Origin of the sequence: Blastococcus mobilis, from assembly GCF_900188025.1 — a bacterium.
GTDB lineage: Bacteria > Actinomycetota > Actinomycetes > Mycobacteriales > Geodermatophilaceae > Blastococcus_B > Blastococcus_B mobilis.
In genome coordinates this window covers 24,281-44,779 of sequence record NZ_FZNO01000029.1, presented here as the reverse complement: position 1 = coordinate 44,779, position 20,499 = coordinate 24,281, and the positions used below count along the sequence as shown (strand labels likewise).

Here is a 20,499-nt window from a genome sequence, read left to right as displayed (position 1 = left end):
TCAGTGGCCTCCGTTGCGGGCCGCCGCCACGTCGATCGTCACGCGGGGCTGGTCGAACCGGTACCCGGCTGCCGGCCCTGCCGGCTGATCGGGGTGGCAGTGCCCCCCTGCCGTGGGCTGGGCGCCGGCCAGTGGGCCGTCGTACCGGATGCGGCCGTGGTCCACCACGACCGCCCGGGACAGCACTCCGCTCAGCGGTCCGATCTCGTGGGTCACGACCACCAGTGTCGTGCCTGCGGTGGACACGTCGGCCAGGACCGCGGCCAGCGCCTCCTGGCTGGCGGCGTCCACCCCGGCGGTGGGCTCGTCCATGACCAGCAGCTCCGGCTCGGCCGCCAACGCGCGGGCGACCAGCACGCGGCGCTGCTGGCCGCCGGAGAGCGAGGCGACCGGGTCGCCGATCCGGTCGGCCAGCCCGACCGCGGTCACGGCGTCGGCGACCGCGGCCCGGTCGGCCGGGCGCAGCCGGCCGAGCAGCCCGTGCCGCGCGAGCCGGCCGACGCCGACCACCTCGCGCACCGTGGCCGGAACGGCCCCGCTGACCGTGTGCCGCTGCGGCACGTAGCCGATCCGTCCCCGCTCGCGCAGCCGCCCGACGGGGGCGCCGAGCACCTGGACCTCGCCGCCGAGCACGGCTGCGAGTCCGAGCAGGCCCCGGGCGAGCGTGGTCTTGCCCGACCCGTTGGACCCCAGGACGGCGACCGCTTCGCCGTGCGCCACGGTCAGGTCCACGCCCTGCACGATGGCCACGTCGCCGTAGCCAATGCTGGCGTCGCGGAGCCGGAGCGCGTCCCCGGCGGGCGTGCCGCTCATGAGCAGGACTGGCCCTCCTGCAGCGTGGCGAGGTTGGCCCGCATCACCTCGAGGTAGTCCTCCCCGGCCGACTCGTCGGTCAGTCCCTCGAGCGGGTCGAGGACGGCGGTGCGCACCCCGGCTTCGGCGGCGACCGTCTCGGCGACCGCGGGGTCGACGAGGGTCTCCGTGTAGACGGTGGTCACCCCGCGCTCACGCACGAGCGTCGCGATCTCGGCCAGCTGGGCCGGCTCCGGCTCCTGCGACGGGCTCAGCCCGCTGATGCCGACCACCTCGAAACCGTAGCGGTTCGCCAGGTAGCCGAACGCGTCGTGGCTGGTGACCAGGGTGTGGACCGCGCAGTTGGCCAGGCCGGCCTGCATCTCGGCGTCCAGTGACTCGAGGTCCGCGCGCAGCGCGGCGGCGTTCTCCTCGTAGGCGGCCGCGCCGTCGGGGTCGGCCTCGCTCAGCTCAGCGGCCAGCGCGTCACCGACCGCGGCCAAGCGGGTGGGATCGAGCCAGAAGTGCGGGTCGACGGGCTCCTCGCCCTCTTCGCCCTCGCCGGCGTGCTCGGCGTGCTCCTCCGCGGTCTCGCCCTCGTGGCCGGGCTCCGCGGTCAGGGAGAGGTCGGCCGCCTGCCCGGCGTTCCACGCGGTGTCGGCGGCCTCGTTCTCCGCGGCCTCGTCCAGCGCGGGCTGAAAGCCCTCCAGGTAGACGAGCAGGTCGGCCTCGGACATGGCCGCGACGTCCTGCGGCGTCAGTTCCAGGTCGTGGGCCTCGGCTCCGGGCGGGGTGAGCGAGGAGACCTCGACGCGGTCGCCACCCACGCGGGCCGCGGCCCACTCCAGCGGGTAGAAGCCGGCGACCACGGTCAGGCCGCCCGGCCCCTCCGCCGCCTCCTCCGTGGACCCGCTGCTCCCTGCGCTACCGCCGCATCCGGCGAGGAGGAGGGTGCCTGCGGTCGCTGCGGCGGCTGCAATCGTGCTGCGGGTACGGATCGTCGAGATGGCCATGAGAACCATTCTCGCACGCGTGTCCCGTCCAGGGTGAGCGGCTATCCGGCAGGTGCCGCCGTCCCGGGTCCTCCCGTCCGACCGTGGTAGCGGACCAGCCGCGCGGAGTTGGCGGCGACCGCGAGCGAGGACGCGTTGTGCAGGACCGCCGCCATCACGGGGGACAGTGCTCCGCCGGCGCCGACCAGCAGACCGATCCCGTTGACCGCGATGGAGAGGGCGTAGTTCTGCCGGACGACGTCCAGCGTCCGGCCGCCGAGGTCGCGGAGGTCCAGCAGGTGGCGCAGGTTGTCGCCGACGAGGGCGACGTCGGCGGTCTCCACGGCCACGTCGGTGCCCGACACGCCCATCGCGATCCCGATGTCGGCCGCTGCCAGTGCGGGGGCGTCGTTGGTGCCGTCCCCGATCACCGCGACGGTGTGCCCGGCCTGCTGCAGGGCCGTGACGACGTCCTGCTTGACCTCGGGAAGCACCTCGGCGCGCCAGTCATCGATCCCGAGTTCGGCGGCGACGGCGGAGGCGGTGTCGACGTGGTCGCCGGTGAGCATGACCACCCGGCGGACCCCGGTCGCACGGAGGGTGTCGAGGACCTCGCGGGCCTCGGGACGGATCTCGTCGCGGAGGCTGACCAGCCCCACCAGCTCGCCGTCCACCGCGAGCAGCAGCGGGGTCTCGGCGACCCCGCGCAGCGTGGTCAGCCAGCCCTGCGCCTCCTCGCCCACCGGCACGCCCTCGGCGGCCATCAGCGCCTCGCTGCCCAGCAACAGGACCCGCCCGTCGGCCTGGGTGCGCATGCCCAGGCCCAGTAGCACCTCGCACTCCTCGTGCGGCGGGATGAATACGTGCCGCTCCTCGGTGGAGCGGATCACCGCCTGAGCCAGCGGATGCCGCGAGTGGATCTCGGAGCTCGCGGCGTAGCCGAGCACCCGTTCAGGCGTCCACGCCTCGGAGAAGGACACGATGTTGGTGACCACCGGGCGGCCCACGGTGAGCGTGCCGGTCTTGTCGAAGACGACGGCGTCCACCCGTCCGGCCGCCTCCAGGTGCGCCCCACCCTTGATCAGCACCCCGCGGGAGGCGCCGTTGCCGATGGCGGCGCTGACCGCGGTCGGGGTCGACAGCCCCACGGCGCACGGGCAGGCGATGAGCAGCATCGTCATCGCCCGGCGGACGTCGCCGGTCGCCAGCCAGGTGAGCCCGGCCAGCGCGAAGGACGCGGGCACGAAGCGACCGGAGAAGGCGTCGCCCACGGTCTGGATGGGCGCCCGGTCGTCCTGGGCCCGCTCGACCCGGGCGATGATCCGGCCGATGGCGGTGTCCTCGCCGGTGGCCGAGGCGCGCACGACGAGCCGGCCGCGCAGGTTCACCGACCCGGCGTGCACCCGGTCGCCCGGGGCGAGGGCCACCGGGAGCGGTTCGCCGGTGATCGCGGCCTGGTCGACCACGCCGGTGCCCTCGACCACCTCGCCGTCCACGGGGATGGCGACCTGCTCGTGCACCACCACCAGGTCGCCGACCTGCAACCGGCCGAGGTCCACCTGCAGCTCCGTGCCGTCGGCCAGCCGTACCCAGGCAGTGGTGTCGGTGCCGGTGAGCAGCGCGGAGATCGCCCGCCGGGTGCGCCGCAGGGTCAGGGTCTGCAGCCACTCGCCGATGTTGAGCAGCCAGAGCACGGTGAGGGCGACCACGTTCTCCCGCAGCAGCAGGCTGGCGACGGTGGCGGCGGTGACCAGTGCGTCGGTGCCCGCGCTGCGCCGGCCGGCGAGCGTGCCCACGGCGCCCTTCGCGAAGGGATAGCCGGTGAGCAGGGTGACCACCGAGACGGCGAACCGGCTGCGCCCGGACAGCACCGGCGGACGGCCCAGCCCGTACCGGCGGACGCCGAGCAGGGCCAGCGCCGCGCCGCCCACCGCGATGCGGACGAGGTCGCCGTTGGCCACGTCGGCCGAGCGGGGCCGCCGCGCGACCGGTGCGTCGGCCGGGCGCTCGGCCACTCCGGTGACGACCTCGAGCATCTTGTCCCGGTCGGCGTCGGGCTCCAGCCAGACCACGACGTGCCCGGTCACCGGAAAGCCCTGGACCGCCAGCACCCCGGGGACCTCCTCGACCGCGTCCTCGACGAGGACCGCCAGGGAGGGGGAGCCGATCAGCCACGGCGCGGACAGCCGCACCCGGCCACCGGCGTCGGCGACGACGACCACCGCGCCCATCAGTGGCTGTGGTCGTGCCGGTCGGCGGTCCGCGCCGCCGGGGGCGGAGCGGGCTCGCCGAGGTCGGCGTAGGCCTGGGCGCGGATGTCCCCCGCCGCCAGGCGGGCCTTCTCCACGGCAGCCTCGGCGCGCCGGGAGCCCAGAATGCCCCAGCGGGTCACCCGGACGGCGACCTTCCGCGGCAGGCTGCCCGGCTCGCTGCCCTCGGCGGCGCGGACGACGAGGACCCCGACGACCCCCGTGCCCACCGTGCCGGCGGCCTTGCGCAGCACCCGGCGGGCCCCGCGACCACGGCGCTTGTCGTTCGACTCGGACATGAGGCTCCTCACTCAGCGGGAGGTCGTGGTGGCGCGACGCCTCGGGCGCGGGTTCTGCTTCCCGACGGTGACGATAACCAGTGTCATAACGCGCCTCCCGTATCCCGGCGGTCGCGGCCGGAGGCAGGCGGAGTAGGCCAATGAGCTTAGTGCCATCTGCTGTCAACGATGCCGTACGGGAGCCGTCCTCGTCACCGGACCGGGGAGTCGATCGGGGTGGGGCCCTCGGCGGGTCAGCGGCGCCCTGGGCGGACAGCCGCCGTCGCCAGCGAACCTGCATGTGCTGCCGCGCCGCCGGCTTCGCCCCCGACGCCCGCCGCGCCGCCCGATGCATCACCAGTCAGCTGGCGATGGTCGCCCACGACCTCCGCGTCGCCCTCGTCCCCGAGAGCGCAACCTCCGGTTCGACCGACACCGGCGCGACCGGCGTCCGGTTCCTCCATCTCCAGCGCTCCGCCGCCATCGACCTTGCCGCGGTCTGGCGCCGGAGAGCAGCCCCTTCGTCGACAGCTTCATCGCCAGCTCCCAAGCCGCGATCGGCGGATAAGGCGCGTCCGGTCGGTGCTGTCACCGGCCTAGCTACTTCGACCTGAAGAACTCCTCGGGTCGATGAGGTCAGTGATCTTGTCGTCTCGAGTGGCTCTGATGGGTGTCGACCCTGGGCCGGTCAACGGGCGAGGGCGCCGATCTTGACGAGGTTGTGGGCGAGGACGGCCTGGCCGGTCCAGATCCGGGCTCCTTCCAGGCCGTCGAGTCGGGTGCGGTTCCAGCCGTATCCGCGTTTGAGGCTGCTGATCCGACCCTCGCATCCGGTGCGCCACTTGATGGTCTTGCGGAAGGCAGGGCGATGTTCGACGGATTGCCGGGCCTTGCCGGGGTTGCTCTTGCGTGGGATGACGACCGTGCGGATGCCGAGCTCGTGCAGCTCGTTCTCGACACGGGCCTCGCCGTAGCCACGGTCGGCGGTGACCGTGCGCGGCCGCCGCCGCGTACGGGCGATCACCCGTGCCACCGCGGGCGCCAGCTGCGGCGCGTCGGGCGGATTGCCCCGGTCGACGGTGTGGTCGAGGACCACGCCGTCGACGTTGTCGAGGACCTGGGCCTTGTAGCCAAACTCGACCGGGCGACCCAGCCGTCCCTTGGCGATCGGACGGGCGTCGGGGTCGTGCAGGCTGACCCGACGAGTAGCGCCGTCGGGCGTGGTTCCGGCGAGGCGTTGCCGGGTCTGCGCGGCGATCTTGCGGGTGGCCGTCAGCAGTTCGGCGAGGTCATCGACCGCACGCCGCAGCCGGCCCCGCCGCCGGCCCGCGGCCGCGTTCCGTCGACCGGCGGCCACCCGATCGGCGGCCTTCGCCCGAGCCCGGCGCAGCGCGCGGCGGGCGTTGGCCAGCAGCCGCTCGGCGTCGGCGGCGGCCCGCTCGGCCAACTCGGCCAGCTCCCCGGTGATCCGCCGCACGGTCGCCTGCGCCTCGTCACGATGCTGAGCGCCGCGCAGCCGCAGCTTCGCGGCGATGCCGTGCGCGCGGCGACCGGCTGCCCGGCTGCGATCACGGAGCCGGGTGCGGGTTGCTCCGCCGGCGGCCTGGATCCGTCGACCGGTCGCCGCGATCCGGCGCACCGCGCGGGCCAGCAAACCGGAGTCGGTCGGATAGGCCACGTCGGCCGGCACGACGGTGGTGTCGGCGCGCAGCCGCGCCGTGCGAAGGAGTTTGGCCTCAGCGGCCTTGGCCAGCAGCGCCTCGTTGCATCCGTCGACCGCAGCCGTCCCGCAGCGGGTGGTCAGCTTCATCAGCGTCGTCGGATGCGGCACTTGCCCGTCCAGCGGGATCCGGCAGAACCGGCGCCAGCTGATCGAATCCGCGACCTCCCGGCACAGAGTCTCGTAGCCCAGCCGGTACCGGAACTTCAGAAACATCAGCCGCAGGTAGGTCTCCATCGGCGTCGACGGCCGGCCCAGCCGCGGATCGAAGAACGGCGCGAACGGCGCGAAGAACACCGGGTCATCCAGCAGCGCATCCACCCGGGCCAACTCCTCGGGAAGTCGCACCACCTCCGCCGGCAGCGCCGCCTCCCACGCGCTCACCTGCTCGGCCTTCGTCCGGAACATCGGCCCACTCCGGCGCGCTCGCATCGCTTGGGATGCGTCACGGTCTCGCCGAGCACCCCGCAACAGACGGCACCACGCCGAGCGTCACCGTCCCTCGTTACGACCGGCCGAGGCCCGGGTTCTTCAGGTCGAAGTAGCTAGGACGAGCAGGTCGCGGCGATCGCCGGGGCCCTGCTGCCCAATATCGGCGAGCAGCCGATGCCGCTGCTGGTGGACGCCGAAGCCCTCGCGGTGCTCAACGACTTCCGCAAGCAGATCGAGCCCCGGCTGCGCCCCGATGAGGATCTGGCGAACCTCGGCGGCTGGATCGCCAAGCTCGCCGGGCACACGGCCCGCATCGCTGCCCTGCTGCACCTGGTGCACCTGCCGCCGGAGCAGTGGTCCACGGTCGCCATCAGCGGCGCGCCGATGCGCTGCGCGCTGCAGCTGGCGTGGTACTTCATCCACCACGCGCTCGCCGCCTTCGATGTGATGGAAGCGGACGACACGCTGCGCACCGCGCAGCGCGTCCTCGCCTGGGCCGAGCGGAAGGGGCGCCCCCAGTTCAGCCATCGCGACGCGTTCGACGCCCTGCGGAACAGCGACCTCCGCAAGACCACCGACCTGGACGCTCCGCTCGCGCTGCTCGTCAACTTCGGATGGCTGAGCCCGCTCCCCCCGCCGCCTCCCGGCCCGCAGGGCGGCCGCCGGCCGCCGCGCCAGTACGCGGTGCATCCGTCCGTGGTCACCGGCCCGGCCTCGCGGTAGCCCCTACTGTCCGCGTCACCCCGTCCGTGGTTGTGCGGGTTGTGCGGGTTCTGCGGCGGCTTGTCCACGGACGCCTGCAGCCGCACGAGGATCCCTGGGGCTGCTGCGGGCCTCGCGGAACCCGCACAACCCGCAGAACAGACGGAGCCAGCGCGTGCGACGGCCTTCCAGCGCGACCAAGCGGTTGAGGGCGTAGCCGGAGGGGCGGCGCCCGAAGTCAGATCCCGGGCAGGAGATCCTCAGCCGGCGACGCCGACGTACGGGGCGTCTTCGGCAGGGTGCGCCGCTCCGGCGGCACCGGCAGGACGCCCGCCGCGGTCAGCGTGGCCACGCTGATGCGCGGGCCCGCCATGACGCGGTCCAGCACCTGCGCCTGCTCGGGCTCCATCTCGGTGACGAGCGTCAGCGCCTCGAGCAGCTCCAGCAGGTCGGTGGTGTACGCCGCCGGCCATGAGATCGGGCGGAGGTCGTCGAGCGCGGACTGCTCCCCGCGGGTCTTGGGCCGGGTTGCCCGCCGGTAGCCGAACCACTTCCGAAGCACGTGCATCCCGGAGACCTGGTAGTCCCACACCGCGGGCGAGACCGGGCCGATCCGGCCGGTGCCGACGGACAGCACCTGCGTGACGGGGTCGTAGCTCAGCTCGTCAGGCATCCCCTCCGGGCTGTCCGGGATGGCGACGAGCACCTTCGGCCGCGCGGCCTCGTGGGCGATCCGCGGCGGACTGGCCGGTCGGCCTGCTGATGAGTCGACCATGTGCTCGCCGCGGGTGTGCAGCCACAGCACCCGACGACCCACGCTGACGGCCGTCGACCACACCTCCGGGTCGGCAGTGAGCGGCACCCGGATGCCCGGGGTGCGAAGGTCCTCGGCGAAGCGGGCGGTGAACGCCCGATGTGCGGTAGTCGCGGCGACGTAGGCCATGAGGTCCTCCGGCTCCACCGGCGCGCCGAAGCACTCGCCGAGCAGGTCGAGCAGGCCCGGCGCCAGGTTCGGCCGCTCCCTGCCAGACGAGGCGTACAGCGGCAGCACCCGTCCGCCGCGGCCGTTGTAGTGGTCGATGTCCGGGGTGTGCGCGGTGAACGAGAGCGCTGGGCCGCCGGGCTTGATCGGATGTGCGTGCTGCTCGGTGATGTACAGCTGGTGACTGCCACGAACCCGCCACAGGTCGGTCCGCGGTGTCGACAGGAGACGGTCGTCCGGGAACATGTACTGGACATCGAATGTCCGGTAGGCGACCGGTACCGGAGCGAGGCCTCTCCGCGCTCATCCGCGATCGGCCGATCGGCGTGCGGAAAGCCGGGCAGGCCCTGCTTCCGCTTGCTGAGCGTGGCGTCCCGCGACTCCCGGAAGAGTGCGGACTGCTCACCCACCGGTGCGCTCACCAGATGCCGCCAGCGGTCGGTCAGGGTTGAGGCCAGAGGCCCGGTCACCCATGTGCGTCCCGCGACGACCCCCTGGTTGAACCACGGCAGAAGATCGCCGAGCAGTGGGCTGGCCGCCCAGTCGTCACCGCCGGCCGGCAGGAACGGCGCGGTCCACTCGGTGGGGCAAGCCGCCCAGTCGTCCGAGTCGTCGACGCTGAGCGCCTTCAGGTCGTCGAACTTGTCCGACTGACGTCCGTGCAGCGCCCGGTAATGCACCGCCGCCGGGCTGTCGGGGTCGTTGTCGCCGCGCCGGACGAACAGGCCGATCGCCACCGGCTGCTGCACGCCGCCGAAGATGCGGGTGTTCACCTCCGGCTGGTGGCCCTCCGGGGTGCAGTCGATGATCCAGCCCTCGGAGGCGTTCGCGCACAGGTAGCGGCGCATGCCGGCGAACCCGGGGCCCTTGAGGTAGCCGGAGGTGGTGATGAAGCAGATGACGCCGTCGCCGCTGTCGGGGTGGGCGTCGAAGACCTTCCACGTGGCCCACCGCCAGAAGTACACGTACAGGTTGCTGAGCACGTACTCGGCCAGGCCGTTGCCCGGCTCCCGGAAGGCCGTCAAGGGCGGCGTCGCCCACTGGGCGGTGTTCGGGGCGCCCTCCTCGATGAATCCGCCGGAGCCCTTCGCGCGCTCCCGGTACGGGGGGTTGCCGAGGACCACGACCCCGGGCTCCTCGGCCTTCATCCTGTTGGCGTGGCGGCGGGAGACCGCGATGGGGTCGAGGGTGGCGGCCAGGCGGGCCTGCTCGGCGAACGGGTTGTCGAGGGTGTCGGCGACGTAGAGCCGCACGCCGCCGGGCGGTGGCGTGGCGCCGTGGCGGCGCAGGGTCTCCGCGACCCGGAGTTCGGCGACGGTGAACGGCCCGGTCTGCTTCTCCACCCCGACGATGCGCGCGGCGGCGTCCTTGAGCTGGGCGGGCACCGCGCCCGGGCCCTGCTGGCTGCGGGCGGTGTCGGCGACGGTCTCCAGGACGTCGAGGACGTATGCGCCGGTGCCCATCGCGGGGTCGACGATCGTCACCGTCGGGTCGGCCAGGCCCGCGGTGCGGCCCAGCGCAGTCGCCCCGCCACTGCCCCCCAAAGTGCCCCCCAGCGAGAGGTGCACCGAGCGTGATCTTGCCCCCCAGCACGGGCCGGGGAACGGGGAAGGCCCTGGTCAGTCGCCTGACCAGGGCCTCCCTGCGTGGGGTGAGTGACGGGGCTCGAACCCGCGACACCCAGGATCACAACCTGGTGCTCTACCAGCTGAGCTACACCCACCATCGCTCCCCGCGGGCGCACGCGCCCGAAGAGGAACCGGCGCAACGATACCGGAGTCGGTCAGCCGTTCCGCACGGCCGGGGGAGCGTTCTCGCTCACGCCGTCCCGGCGGCGCCTTCCGGGGCTGTGGCGTCACCGGCGGCGAGCAGGGTCGCGAACGAGTCGACGACCTCCTCGGCCGCGCCCTTCGCCTGGTCGCTGCTGGGTCCCGGCGCCGGCACGAAGAGGGTGCGGCGGTAGTACGCCAGCTCCCGCACCGACTCGATGATGTCGGCCAGCGCGCGGTGGGCCAGGCCCTTCGACGGCTGGGCGAAGTACACCCGGGGGAACCAGCGGCGCGCCAGCTCCTTGATCGAGGAGACGTCGACCATCCGGTAGTGCAGGTGGTCGTCGAGCTCGGGCATGTCGCGGGCCAGGAAGCCGCGGTCGGTGCCGATCGAGTTCCCGCACAGGGGCGCGGTCCGGCGCTCGGGCACCCAGCGCTTGATGTAGGTCAGCAGCTGCTGCTCGGCCTCCGCGACGGTGAGGGTCGAGGCGCGGACTGCGTCGGTGAGCCCCGACTTCCGGTGCATCTCGACGACGACGTCCTCCATCCCGTCCAGTGCGGCGTCGTCCGCCGAGATGATCAGGTCCAGGCCGGAGTCGAGCACGTTCAGCTCGGAGTCGGTCACGACGACTGCGACCTCGATCAGCTTGTCCTTGACGATGTCGAGACCGGTCATCTCGCAGTCGATCCAGACCAGGTGCCCTGCGCTCTCTGCCACGTCGCCCGACAGTACGCACCGTGCGCACCGCCCGCCCCGCCTGTCCGGGCAGTAGCGGACGCGTCGCGACCGTGCCCTTCGAAGGATCTGGGCCGGTGATCCGCGCCGCTAGGGTCGGGCAACTCCCAACGAGCCGAGGAAGTCTCTGTGCCGTCTCCTGCTGTACCAGCCCACGCCCGTCCGGCGTCTCCGGCGTCTCCGGCGTCTCCGGCGGCGCCGGGATCGCTGCGCGACGGGGGTGCCCGTCCGGTCGCCCTGGTGCGGTGGCTCTGGCTGGCCTACATGACCCCGGGACGCCCGGGCCGGGTCACGACCGCGACCGAGCTGCGGTGGATCTACACCGCGTGGCTGGGTGCGTTCCTGCTGAAGATGCTCGGCTCGAGCTGGGACGTGTCCTGGCACTTCATGTGGCTCCGGGACGACCTGGCGCCCCCGCACCTGCTGAACTCCGCGGGCACCGTCCTGGTCGTCGCCCTGGTGGTCTTCCACAGCTACAGCGGCTACGGTGTCGACCGCCGCGCCCTGAGGCTCATGCAGTGGGGCATCGGCGCGTTCCTGGTGGCCGTCCCGCTCGACATCATCAACCACCGGATCAACGGCCTGGACATCACCAGCTGGAGCCCCAGCCACGCGCTGCTCTACCTGGGGACGGCGATCATGCTGGCCGGTGCGATCCGGGGTTGGTGGCTCTACGCCGCGCCCGGCCGCGTCCGGGATCTCGTCTCGCTGGGCCTCTGGCTGTTCTTCCTGGAGAACGTGCTCTTCCCCAACCAGCACCAGGAGTACGGCGTCCTGTCGCTGTCGGCCTACGAGGCCGGTCGGACGACGGCCGAGCCCCAGCTGCTGGACTTCGCCGCCTCGCAGGGCCAGTCGCCGGCGATGTTCATGCTCCCCGTGCCGTCGTGGGTGCACCCCGCCTGGCTGGTCTGCGCCGGCCTGCTGTCCCTCGTGATCGCCCGCAAGGTCGTGGGCCTGCGCTGGACCGCGACGATCCTCGCCGCCACCTACCTCGCCTACCGGGCCGTCATGTGGCTCGGCCTGGTCGCGATCGGCTTCCCGCCCTCGGTCCTCCCGGTGGTGCTGATCGTCGGGGCGGTTCTCATCGATGTCGCCGTCACCCGGCGTGTGCCCGGCTGGGCGGCCGGGATGGTCATCACCGCAGCGGTCTACGCGGCCGCCGTCGCGCAGCAGGCGCTGGGTGTGCTCCCGCCGTGGAACTGGTGGTCGGCACTCCCGGTCGCCGTCGGTCTCGCACTGCTCTGGGCGGTCGTCGACACGCTGGCCCGGAGCCGCTGGCTGGCGCGCTCGCAGACCGCTGACGAGCCGTCGGCCGACGTCGTGGCCGTCCGCGACTGATCGGCGCTCCGGCGCGGAGGCCGGGCCGCGCCCGGTCGATGACGTAGCGTCGGGGGAGCTGCCGGCGCCGGGCCCATCCGCCCCTGGGCAGTGCGCGTCGGGGGGCGCCAGGCGTCTGCGTGCCCGGAACGACCCGAGAACCCGACCGCCCGGAGGACATCCGACGTGCTGGCCCTGACCCCGGCGCCGCTGCAGACCGCGGGGGAGCAAGCTCTGTTCGGCGAGCTGACCCGCTGGGACACCGGCGCCTCCGTCCGCGCCGCCGTCGTCGCCTCCATCCCGCTGATCGACGGGCCGCTGGGACGGCGGGTCTCCGACGCCGTCCTCTTCGTGCCCGAGGGCATCGCCGTCATCCGGATCGCCGAGGTCCTGCGGCAGTCCGGCGTGGTGAAGGCCGTTCCGGAGGGGGCGTGGACGATCGCGCCCGAGTCCGGCCCGGGGCAGGCGCTGCAGCTCTCCGGTGGCGGGTCCACGCCGCTGGACGGGCTGATGAAGGCCGGCATGGACGTGGCCATGAAGCTTCGCCGGGCGGGCCTGGAGCCCGGCCGGATCGCCCGGCTCACGGTGCTGGTGGGCGACGTCACCGGCCTGGTGCCGGCCGACGGTGACCTCGGCGAGGGGGACCTGGTGGCCCTGCTGGAGCCCCGGTCGCTGCTGCTCGGGATCGCCCGCTCCAGCCGTTACGCCGGCGTGGACAACCCCCGGCTGTGGACGACGGCCGACGTCCGGGCCGCGCTGGAGGCGCTCGAGCTCGGCGGGCGCGGCCCCACGGTGGAGGAGCTGAACGGCGAGGGCTTCCCGTACTCGCCGTATGTGCTGCGCCGTCCGGAACTGCTCGCCCCCGCGGCGATGGCGGCGTCCCCGGCCTCCGGTGGTTCCTTCGCCGCGCCGTCTCCCGAGGTCCAGGGCCCGGCCGGTCCTGAGGTCCAGGCTCCGGGCGGTCCCGAGGCCCAGGCCTCGGGCGCTCCGCCGGTGCGGGACCAGCCGAGCCCGGCTGCCATCGCGCAGGCAGTCGCCGCCTCGGCCGCCGCCGGGCACGCCGCTGCCGCGGAGGCGCCCGCACCGGGCGCGGCACCGGCCCGGCCGCCGCGGGACACAGTGGCCATCGACGGGCCGTCGGCGCCCCCTGAGGACGGCGGTCTCGGGGGGCTCTTCACCGGTGCCGAGCCCGATGCGGAGCCGACCCCGCCGGCCGGCACCGTGGTCCCGCCGCGCACCAAGGTGTTCCCCCAGCGCCCACCGTTGTCCCAGCCCCCACCGTTGTCGCAGCCCCAGCCGCTGTCGCAGCCTGCGGTCCCCGCCATGCCCCCGGTCCGGTGGAACCCGGACGGGCAGGGCGGTGCCGAGGAATCCTCGGACCGCTCCCGCGGCGGCCGCGCGGCGCTCATGGCGCTGGTGGCCGTGCTGGCCGTCGCCGTCCTCGGTGTCGGTGCGTGGCTGCTCCTGGGCGGGGAGGACGACGGTGGCCGTGCCGCAGCCGACCCCCCGCCCCCGGAGCCGACAGCCGTGGGCCCGGTGGTCGGTGACGTCCAGCAGGTCGGCGGCACCGACTACACGGTCGAGGCGATCCAGGTCGACGACACGTGTGCCGGGCACGCCTACGGCGAGACCGCGGGCTTCTTCGCCGGGGTCGACTGCACGGGGCTGTCCCGGGCCCTCTACTCCGCCCGCATCGACGGCGAGCCCGTCGTCGTCTCCGTCGCCCGTGTCCGGATGCCCGACACCGCGGCGGCACGCGAGCTGCAGGCGCTGACCGACCGCAACGGCACCGGCAACGTCAACGACCTGCTGCGCGAGGGCGTCCGCTACACCGGCAGTCCCGCGGAGCTGTCCGGGGCGGAGTACGCCAGCGCGGTCTCCGGCTCGACGGTGACGATCGTGGAGAGCGCCTGGGTCGACGAGGAGGCCGACGGCGGCTCCGCGGAGGTCGACCGGGTCGCCGACGCCGGGCTGGCGCTCCCGGTCCCGCCGTTCCCCGCCGGCTGAAAGGGAACCGCGTCGCCGGCCCCGTCCAGGGCACCGCCGCGAGCGTGCGAGCGGTGGGGAGGACGGGGTCCTTTCCGGAGCCTCAGGTGGTGGCCGCCGCCCAGGCCATGTCGCTGAGCAGGGCCGCCATCGCCGGACGGCTCAGCCGGCCGGCGCTGTGCGGCGTGGAGTTGATGAGTCCGAAGACCGCGTGCGCACGGGCGCGACAGGCCGCTGCGTCGGCGCCCGGGTGCAGCCGGGCCAGCACGGCGACCCACACCTCGACGTAGCGGCGCTGCAGCCGGCGGACCTGCGCGGCGTCGGCGTCGGCCACGTTGCCGAGGTCGCGATCCTGGACCGTGATCAGCGCCGGGTTGTCGAGGGCGAAGTCCACCTGGAAGGCGATCAGCGCCCGGAGCTGCCCGTCGGCGTCGTCGCCGGCCTCGGCCACCCGTTCGCTGCCCCCGGCCAGCAGCCGCTCGCTGATGCGCAGGAGCATCTCGGCGAGCATCGCGTCCTTGCTGGCGAAGTGCCGGTAGATGGCCGGCCCGGTGACGCCCACGGCGGCGCCCACGTCGTCCACTCCGACCGCCCGCGAGCCGCGCTCGGCGAACAGCTGCGCGGCCGCCTGCAGGATCTGCTCGCGGCGCGAGGGCCGCTCGGCGTCGGCGTGCAGCGCTGCGTCCCGAGCCGCCCGCATCGAGGTCACGTCCGCGATGCTAGCGGCGAAGTGAACCGCGGTTAATCCTCCGGAGTGGGAGGTGGACCTCGGGAGTGAACGCCGGTTAACCTCTGCGCGTGGACGCACCCGTGCTTCACCCTGCCGTTCCGGCCGACGCCGACGGCGCCGCCCGCAATGCCGCCGCGCACGCCGAGCTGGCCGCCGACCTCGCCGCCCAGCTGGGCCGGGTGGCGCTCGGTGGGGGCGAGCGTGCCCGGCAGCGGCACGTCGACCGCGGCAAGCTCCTGCCCCGGGAGCGGGTGGACACCCTGCTCGACCCGGGCAGCCCGTTCCTCGAGCTGTCCCCGCTGGCGGCGCACGGTCTCTACGACGGCGAGGCGCCGGCGGCGGGGATCATCACCGGGATCGGCCGCGTCGCCGGCCGGGAGTGCGTCGTGGTGGCCAACGACGCCACGGTCAAGGGCGGCACCTACTACCCCATGACGGTGAAGAAGCACCTGCGGGCGCAGGAGGTGGCGCTGCACAACCGGCTGCCCTGCATCTACCTGGTCGACTCCGGGGGCGCGTTCCTGCCGATGCAGGACGAGGTCTTCCCCGACCGCGAGCACTTCGGCCGGATCTTCTTCAACCAGGCGACCATGTCGAAGGCGGGCATTCCCCAGATCGCCGCCGTCCTCGGGTCGTGCACGGCCGGTGGCGCGTACGTGCCGGCGATGAGCGACGAGGCGGTGATCGTCCGGGAGCAGGGCACGATCTTCCTCGGCGGCCCGCCGCTGGTGAAGGCCGCGACCGGTGAGGTGGTGACTGCCGAGGAGCTCGGCGGCGGGGACCTGCACAGCCGGGTCAGCGGGGTCACCGACCACCTGGCTGACGACGACACGCACGCCCTGCAGCTGGTCCGGCAGATCGTGGGCACCCTGGGCCCGCGGGAGCCCCGCCCCTGGGACGTGACGCCGGTCGAGGAGCCGCTGGCCGACCCGGCGTCGGTCTACGAGGTCGTGCCGCCGGATCCGCGCACCCCCTACGACGTCCGCGAGGTCATCGCCCGCCTGGTCGACGGCAGCCGGTTCGCCGAGTTCAAGCCGCTCTACGGGCCGACGCTGGTGACCGGCTTCGCCCGGCTGCACGGCCACCCGGTCGGGATCATCGCCAACAACGGCGTGCTGTTCGCCGAGTCCGCGCTCAAGGGCGCGCACTTCATCGAGCTGTGCGACCGCCGGAAGATCCCGCTGCTGTTCCTGCAGAACATCTCCGGGTTCATGGTCGGCCGCGACTACGAGGCCGGCGGCATCGCCAAGCACGGCGCGAAGATGGTCACCGCGGTGGCCTGCGCCCGGGTACCGAAGCTGACCGTGGTCATCGGCGGCTCGTTCGGGGCCGGCAACTACTCGATGTGCGGCCGGGCCTACTCGCCCCGCTTCCTGTTCACCTGGCCCAACGCCCGCATCTCGGTGATGGGCGGCGAGCAGGCGGCCAGCGTGCTCGCGCAGGTCCGCCGCGACGGGCTCGAGGCCCGCGGCGAGGAGTGGCCCGCCGAGGACGAGGAGGCGTTCAAGAAGCCGATCCGCGACCAGTACGAGACACAGGGCCACCCCTACTACGCCACCGCCCGGCTCTGGGACGACGGCGTCATCGACCCCGCCCAGACCCGCACCGTGCTCGGCCTGGCCCTGTCCGCCTGCGCGAACGCCCCCTTGGAGGAAGTTGGCTATGGCGTCTTCCGCATGTGAACAGGGACGTTCGGTACAGGAAGTCCCCCGGGTCGGTGGGACTTTCTGTATCGAAAGTCCCGCAGGGGCGGTGGCATAGGTGTTCGAGACCGTCCTCGTCGCCAACCGGGGCGAGATCGCCGTCCGGGTGATCCGGACGCTGCGCGAGATGGGCATCCGCTCGGTCGCGGTGCACAGCGACGCCGACGCAGGTGCGCTGCACACCCAGCTCGCCGACGTCGCGGTCCCCATCGGTCCGGCGCCCGCCGCCCAGAGCTACCTGTCGATCGAGCGGGTGCTGGAGGCGGCCCACCGCACCGGTGCGCAGGCGATCCACCCCGGATACGGCTTCCTGTCCGAGAACGTCGAGTTCGCGCGCGCCTGCGAGAAGGCCGGGATCGTCTTCATCGGTCCGCCGATCGCCGCGATCGAGGCGATGGGCGACAAGATCCGTGCCAAGCAGACGGTGATGGCCGCGGGCGTTCCCGTCGTCCCGGGGCGGACCGAGCCGGGCATGACCGACGCGCAGGTCGCCGATGCCGCCGTCGCCGTCGGCTTCCCCGTGCTGCTCAAGCCCAGCGCGGGCGGCGGTGGCAAGGGCATGCGGGTGGTGCGCTCGAAGGAGGAGCTGCCCGACGCCATCGCCGGTGCCCGCCGGGAGGCGACCAACTCCTTCGGCGACGACACGTTGCTCGTCGAGCGGTACGTCGGTAACTCCCGGCACATCGAGGTCCAGGTCCTCGGCGACGCGCACGGCAACGTCATCCACCTCGGCGAGCGCGAGTGCAGCCTGCAGCGCCGCCACCAGAAGGTGATCGAGGAGGCGCCGTCGCCACTGCTGGACACATCGATGCGCGCCTCCATGGGGCGGGCGGCGGTCGACGCGGCCAAGGCGGTCGGCTACACCGGCGCGGGCACCGTCGAGTTCATCGTCGACGCCGACCGGCCGCGTGACTTCTTCTTCCTGGAGATGAACACCCGGCTGCAGGTCGAGCACCCGGTCACCGAGTGCGTCACCGGCCTGGATCTGGTGGAGCAGCAGATCCGTGTCGCGGCGGGGGAGCGGCTGCCCGTCGACCAGAGCGACGTCACTCTCGACGGGCACGCGATCGAGGCCCGGCTGTACGCCGAGGACCCGTCCCGCGGCTTCCTCCCGCAGACCGGCACCGTGCTGGGGCTGGTCGAGCCGTCGGGACCGGGCATCCGCTTCGACAGCTCGCTGGCGGTGGGTGGGGTCGTCGGCACCGACTACGACCCGATGCTGGCCAAGGTCATCGCCTGGGCGCCGACCCGGGAGACCGCCCGCGCGCGGCTGGTCGGCGCGCTGGGGCACACCGCCGTCCTCGGGGTGACGACGAACGCCGCGTTCCTGCGGTCGCTGCTCAGCGACCCCGACGTCGTCGCCGGGAAGCTCGACACCGGGCTGATCGAGCGGCGCGGCGACGACCTCACCCTGCCGGAGCCCCCGCCGCCGCACGTGTACGCGGCCGCGGCCCTCGCGCTGCTGATCGAGAGCGAGCCGGTCGGTCCCGTCGTCGACCGCTGGGACCTCCCCGACGGCTGGCGGCTCGGGGAGCCGGCGTGGACGGTGCGGCGGTTGCAGACCGCGGGCGGCGACCCGGTGGAGGTGCGGCTGCGCGGCCGGTCGTCGGCCGCGGAGGTGCGCGTCGGGGACGGCGAGCCGGTGGCGGCCCGGGCGTTCCGCGACGGCGGTCGGCTGACGGTGACCCTCGACGGGCTGACCGCGTCCTACACCGTCGTGCACGAGGGGGGCACCGTCTGGCTGGCCGCGGACGGCCGGGTGGCGGCGCTGCGGGAGCACGAGCGGCTCGCCGCCCATGCCGAGGGGGCCGGCGCCGACGGCGTGGTCACCTCACCGATGCCGGGGACCGTGACCGTGGTGCGGGCCGCGGTCGGTGACGAGGTGGCGGCGGGGACCCCGCTGCTGGTCGTCGAGGCGATGAAGATGGAACACGTGCTGACCGCACCCGTCGCGGGGACGGTCGCCGAGCTGGGGGTGGCAGCCGGCCAGACGGTCGCGCTGGACGAGCGGGTGGCCCTGGTGACCCCGGCGGCCGCACCTGAGCAGCAGGAGAACTGATGTTGGACTACCGGCTCGACGCCGAGACCGAGGCCCTGCGCAAGACCGTCCGGGAGTTCGCCCAGGAGGTCATCGCCCCGCAGATCGGGGAGTTCTACGAGCGCGACGAGTTCCCGACGGCGATCGTGCGGCAGATGGGGCAGCTCGGGCTGTTCGGGCTGCCGTTCCCTGAGGAGTACGGCGGCTCCGGCGGCACGTACTTCGACCTCTGCGTGGCGCTCGAGGAGCTGGCCCGTGTGGACAGCTCCATGGCGATCACCGTGGAGGCCGGTGTCTCTCTGGGCGCCATGCCGATCTTCCGGTTCGGCACCGAGGAGCAGAAGCGGGAGTGGCTGCCCCGGCTGTGCTCGGGGGAGGCGTTGGGCGCGTTCGGGCTGACCGAGCCGGGTGGTGGCTCGGACGCCGGCGCGACTCGCACGACCGCGCGCCTGGAGGACGGTTACTGGGTGATCAACGGTTCCAAGGCATTCATCACGAACGCCGGCACCGACCTGACGCAGCTGGTCACCGTCACCGCCGTCACCGGTACGCGGCCGGACGGCGGCAAGGAGATCTCGGCGATCATCGTGCCGTCGGGCACCCCGGGCTTCGTGGTGGGGCAGCGGTACTCGAAGGTCGGCTGGAACGCCTCGGACACCCGCGAGCTGTCCTTCACCGACGTCCGCGTGCCGGAGGAGAACCTGGTGGGGGTACGGGGCCGCGGCTACGCCCAGTTCCTCTCGATCCTCGACGAGGGCCGGATCGCGATCTCGGCGCTGTCGGTCGGGCTGGCACAGGGCTGCGTGGACGAGTCGGTGAAGTACGCCGCGCAGCGGGAGGCGTTCGGGCAGCCGATCGGCCGCAACCAGGCCATCCAGTTCATGATCGCCGACATGGAGGTGCGGGCGTCGACCGCCCGGCTGGCCTACTACCGGGCGGCGGAGAAGATGCTGCGCGGCGAGCCGTTCAAGCGCGAGGCCTCGATCGCCAAGCTGTACAGCTCCGAGGTCGCCATGGACAACGCCCGCTACGCCACGCAGGTGCACGGCGGGTACGGCTTCATGAACGAGTTCCCGGTCGGCCGTTTCTACCGCGACGCCAAGATCCTCGAGATCGGCGAGGGCACCAGCGAGGTGCAGCGGATGCTCATCGCCCGTGACCTCGGCGTCGGCTGAGTTCGGCAGCAGGGGTGAAAAGGGTGGGAAAGTAGCCGCTCGGGCCCGGGTGGAAGCCCGCACCCAGTCAGGGCGACGCTGCACTCCCCAGTTGGTTCGTGGTGAGAGGCGCGCCGGTCACGGGTGACTTGCGCCCCCGGGCGGTTCTTGAAGCGACTCGGTTGAGCGCTTCGGAGAAGCCCCGAGTCGGTCCGCCGGTCGTACCCCGGCTCACCGTCGCGTGGCCCGGCACCGACGCTCTCGTGAAGCGGCGTGCCGGCCGTAGGCCAAGTCGGTCCGCGGAGGTAGACCGATCCACCAGGTGACCGCGCCGACGAGCACGCCGACGGGCAGCCACCACACCTGATCGCGATTGAGTGCCGGGTCGAGAACCGTGTCACCGCTGCTCCGCAGGGACAACTCCCTACCGGGTGGGTGCCAGCGCTCGGTCTCCATCTCCACCGTCCGCCGGCCGGTCATCACCGCACAGGTCGTGCGACTTCCCAGCCAACGGCCGTACAGATGCGGTTCGGTCTGGCAGAACAGCACCCTGGCGCTTTCCGGCTGACTCCGCAGCTGATCAGCCAGCGACGAACCGCCGATGCTGACACCGAACGCTGCGACGGCGAGGGCGCAGAACCACATGCCGCGGTCCCACCAACGCCCCGGCCGCCGCGTGCCGGCCGCACGTCGCAGGACGTCCACTGACTCCTCCCTTCAGCCGGGCAACCCGGCGCCGCCGGACGCCAGGATGGTGACACTTCGCTCGGTAGACGTGACCCGACGCGCTTTGTGACCCTGCCGGGAGAGCTGCTCAGCACAGTCGCAGGACGACGGCGGGGCCCGCGCTTCGCTGCCGACCAGACCTCTGCCCAGGTCTGAGACGGGTCAGGTCCCGACGAGCTGCGGCGCACTCGGG

Annotated in this window: 15 protein-coding genes and 1 tRNA gene; 7 read left to right on the top strand and 9 right to left on the bottom strand. The window is 73.2% G+C overall.

Features of this window, described 5'->3' with window-relative positions:
* The 5 genes from CHB94_RS20605 to CHB94_RS20585 all read right to left on the bottom strand — a co-directional run bounded on the left by CHB94_RS20605 (window position 1) and on the right by CHB94_RS20585 (window position 6,439).
* Window positions 1–813 carry a metal ABC transporter ATP-binding protein gene (locus CHB94_RS20605; RefSeq protein WP_089338431.1) on the bottom strand — a complete coding sequence of 271 codons (813 nt, stop codon included), beginning with the start codon at window positions 811–813 and terminating at the stop codon, window positions 1–3.
* Window positions 810–1,805, bottom strand: a complete 996-nt coding sequence (locus CHB94_RS20600) for a metal ABC transporter substrate-binding protein (RefSeq protein ID WP_254920808.1) — start codon at window positions 1,803–1,805, stop codon at window positions 810–812. Before CHB94_RS20600 ends, CHB94_RS20605 begins: the two co-directional genes overlap by 4 nt.
* A 41-nt stretch (window positions 1,806–1,846) precedes the next feature.
* Entirely contained in the window at window positions 1,847–4,015 is a 2,169-nt protein-coding gene (locus CHB94_RS20595) for a heavy metal translocating P-type ATPase (RefSeq protein WP_089338430.1), read from the bottom strand.
* A complete protein-coding gene (locus CHB94_RS20590; protein WP_089338429.1) occupies window positions 4,015–4,332 on the bottom strand; it encodes a DUF1490 family protein in 318 nt (105 codons plus the stop codon). Before CHB94_RS20590 ends, CHB94_RS20595 begins: the two co-directional genes overlap by 1 nt.
* Window positions 4,333–4,999: 667 nt before the next feature.
* Entirely contained in the window at window positions 5,000–6,439 is a 1,440-nt protein-coding gene (locus CHB94_RS20585) for an ISNCY family transposase (protein ID WP_089338428.1), read from the bottom strand.
* A gap of 198 nt (window positions 6,440–6,637) precedes the next feature.
* On the opposite strand from CHB94_RS20585, the gene CHB94_RS20580 reads away from it, so the two are divergent.
* A complete protein-coding gene (locus tag CHB94_RS20580) occupies window positions 6,638–7,186 on the top strand; it encodes a DUF3987 domain-containing protein (protein WP_089338427.1) in 549 nt (182 codons plus the stop codon).
* A gap of 217 nt (window positions 7,187–7,403) precedes the next feature.
* On the opposite strand, the gene CHB94_RS25420 is transcribed toward CHB94_RS20580, so the two are convergent.
* A complete protein-coding gene (locus CHB94_RS25420; RefSeq protein WP_089338426.1) occupies window positions 7,404–8,393 on the bottom strand; it encodes a type ISP restriction/modification enzyme in 990 nt (329 codons plus the stop codon).
* A 642-nt stretch (window positions 8,394–9,035) separates the two neighbouring features.
* Here CHB94_RS25420 and CHB94_RS25415 point away from each other — a divergent pair.
* Window positions 9,036–9,392 carry a hypothetical protein gene (locus CHB94_RS25415; RefSeq protein WP_089338425.1) on the top strand — a complete coding sequence of 119 codons (357 nt, stop codon included), beginning with the start codon at window positions 9,036–9,038 and terminating at the stop codon, window positions 9,390–9,392.
* A gap of 402 nt (window positions 9,393–9,794) precedes the next feature.
* Here the strand turns inward: CHB94_RS25415 and CHB94_RS20560 are convergent.
* Window positions 9,795–9,870, bottom strand: a tRNA-His gene (locus tag CHB94_RS20560).
* Window positions 9,871–9,965: 95 nt separating this feature from the next.
* A complete protein-coding gene (gene orn / locus CHB94_RS20555; RefSeq protein WP_089338423.1) occupies window positions 9,966–10,634 on the bottom strand; it encodes an oligoribonuclease in 669 nt (222 codons plus the stop codon).
* A 258-nt stretch (window positions 10,635–10,892) separates the two neighbouring features.
* Here orn and CHB94_RS20550 point away from each other — a divergent pair, with 258 nt between their 5' ends.
* Together CHB94_RS20550 and CHB94_RS20545 are read left to right on the top strand one after the other, a co-directional pair.
* Window positions 10,893–11,990 (top strand): hypothetical protein, encoded by a 1,098-nt coding sequence (locus tag CHB94_RS20550; protein WP_254920807.1) that lies wholly within the window; start codon window positions 10,893–10,895, stop codon window positions 11,988–11,990.
* Window positions 11,991–12,155: 165 nt separating this feature from the next.
* Complete coding sequence (locus CHB94_RS20545; RefSeq protein WP_089338421.1) at window positions 12,156–13,976, top strand: hypothetical protein; 1,821 nt, start codon at window positions 12,156–12,158, stop codon at window positions 13,974–13,976.
* 82 nt (window positions 13,977–14,058) lie between these two features.
* On the opposite strand, the gene CHB94_RS20540 is transcribed toward CHB94_RS20545, so the two are convergent.
* The gene (locus tag CHB94_RS20540) at window positions 14,059–14,655 is read right to left on the bottom strand and encodes an SACE_7040 family transcriptional regulator (RefSeq protein ID WP_089338420.1); all 597 of its coding nucleotides are present in this window, start codon (window positions 14,653–14,655) and stop codon (window positions 14,059–14,061) included.
* 98 nt (window positions 14,656–14,753) lie between these two features.
* On the opposite strand from CHB94_RS20540, the gene CHB94_RS20535 reads away from it, so the two are divergent.
* The 3 genes from CHB94_RS20535 (at window position 14,754) to CHB94_RS20525 (ending at window position 19,601) form a co-directional block, all read left to right on the top strand.
* Window positions 14,754–16,367, top strand: coding sequence for a carboxyl transferase domain-containing protein (locus CHB94_RS20535; protein ID WP_089338419.1), 1,614 nt, complete (start codon window positions 14,754–14,756; stop codon window positions 16,365–16,367).
* Window positions 16,368–16,446: 79 nt separating this feature from the next.
* A complete protein-coding gene (locus tag CHB94_RS20530; RefSeq protein WP_089338418.1) occupies window positions 16,447–18,447 on the top strand; it encodes an acetyl-CoA carboxylase biotin carboxylase subunit in 2,001 nt (666 codons plus the stop codon).
* Window positions 18,447–19,601, top strand: coding sequence for an acyl-CoA dehydrogenase family protein (locus CHB94_RS20525; RefSeq protein WP_089338417.1), 1,155 nt, complete (start codon window positions 18,447–18,449; stop codon window positions 19,599–19,601). The genes CHB94_RS20530 and CHB94_RS20525 overlap by 1 nt, the downstream gene beginning before the upstream one ends.
* Window positions 19,602–20,499: the final 898 nt, after the last annotated feature.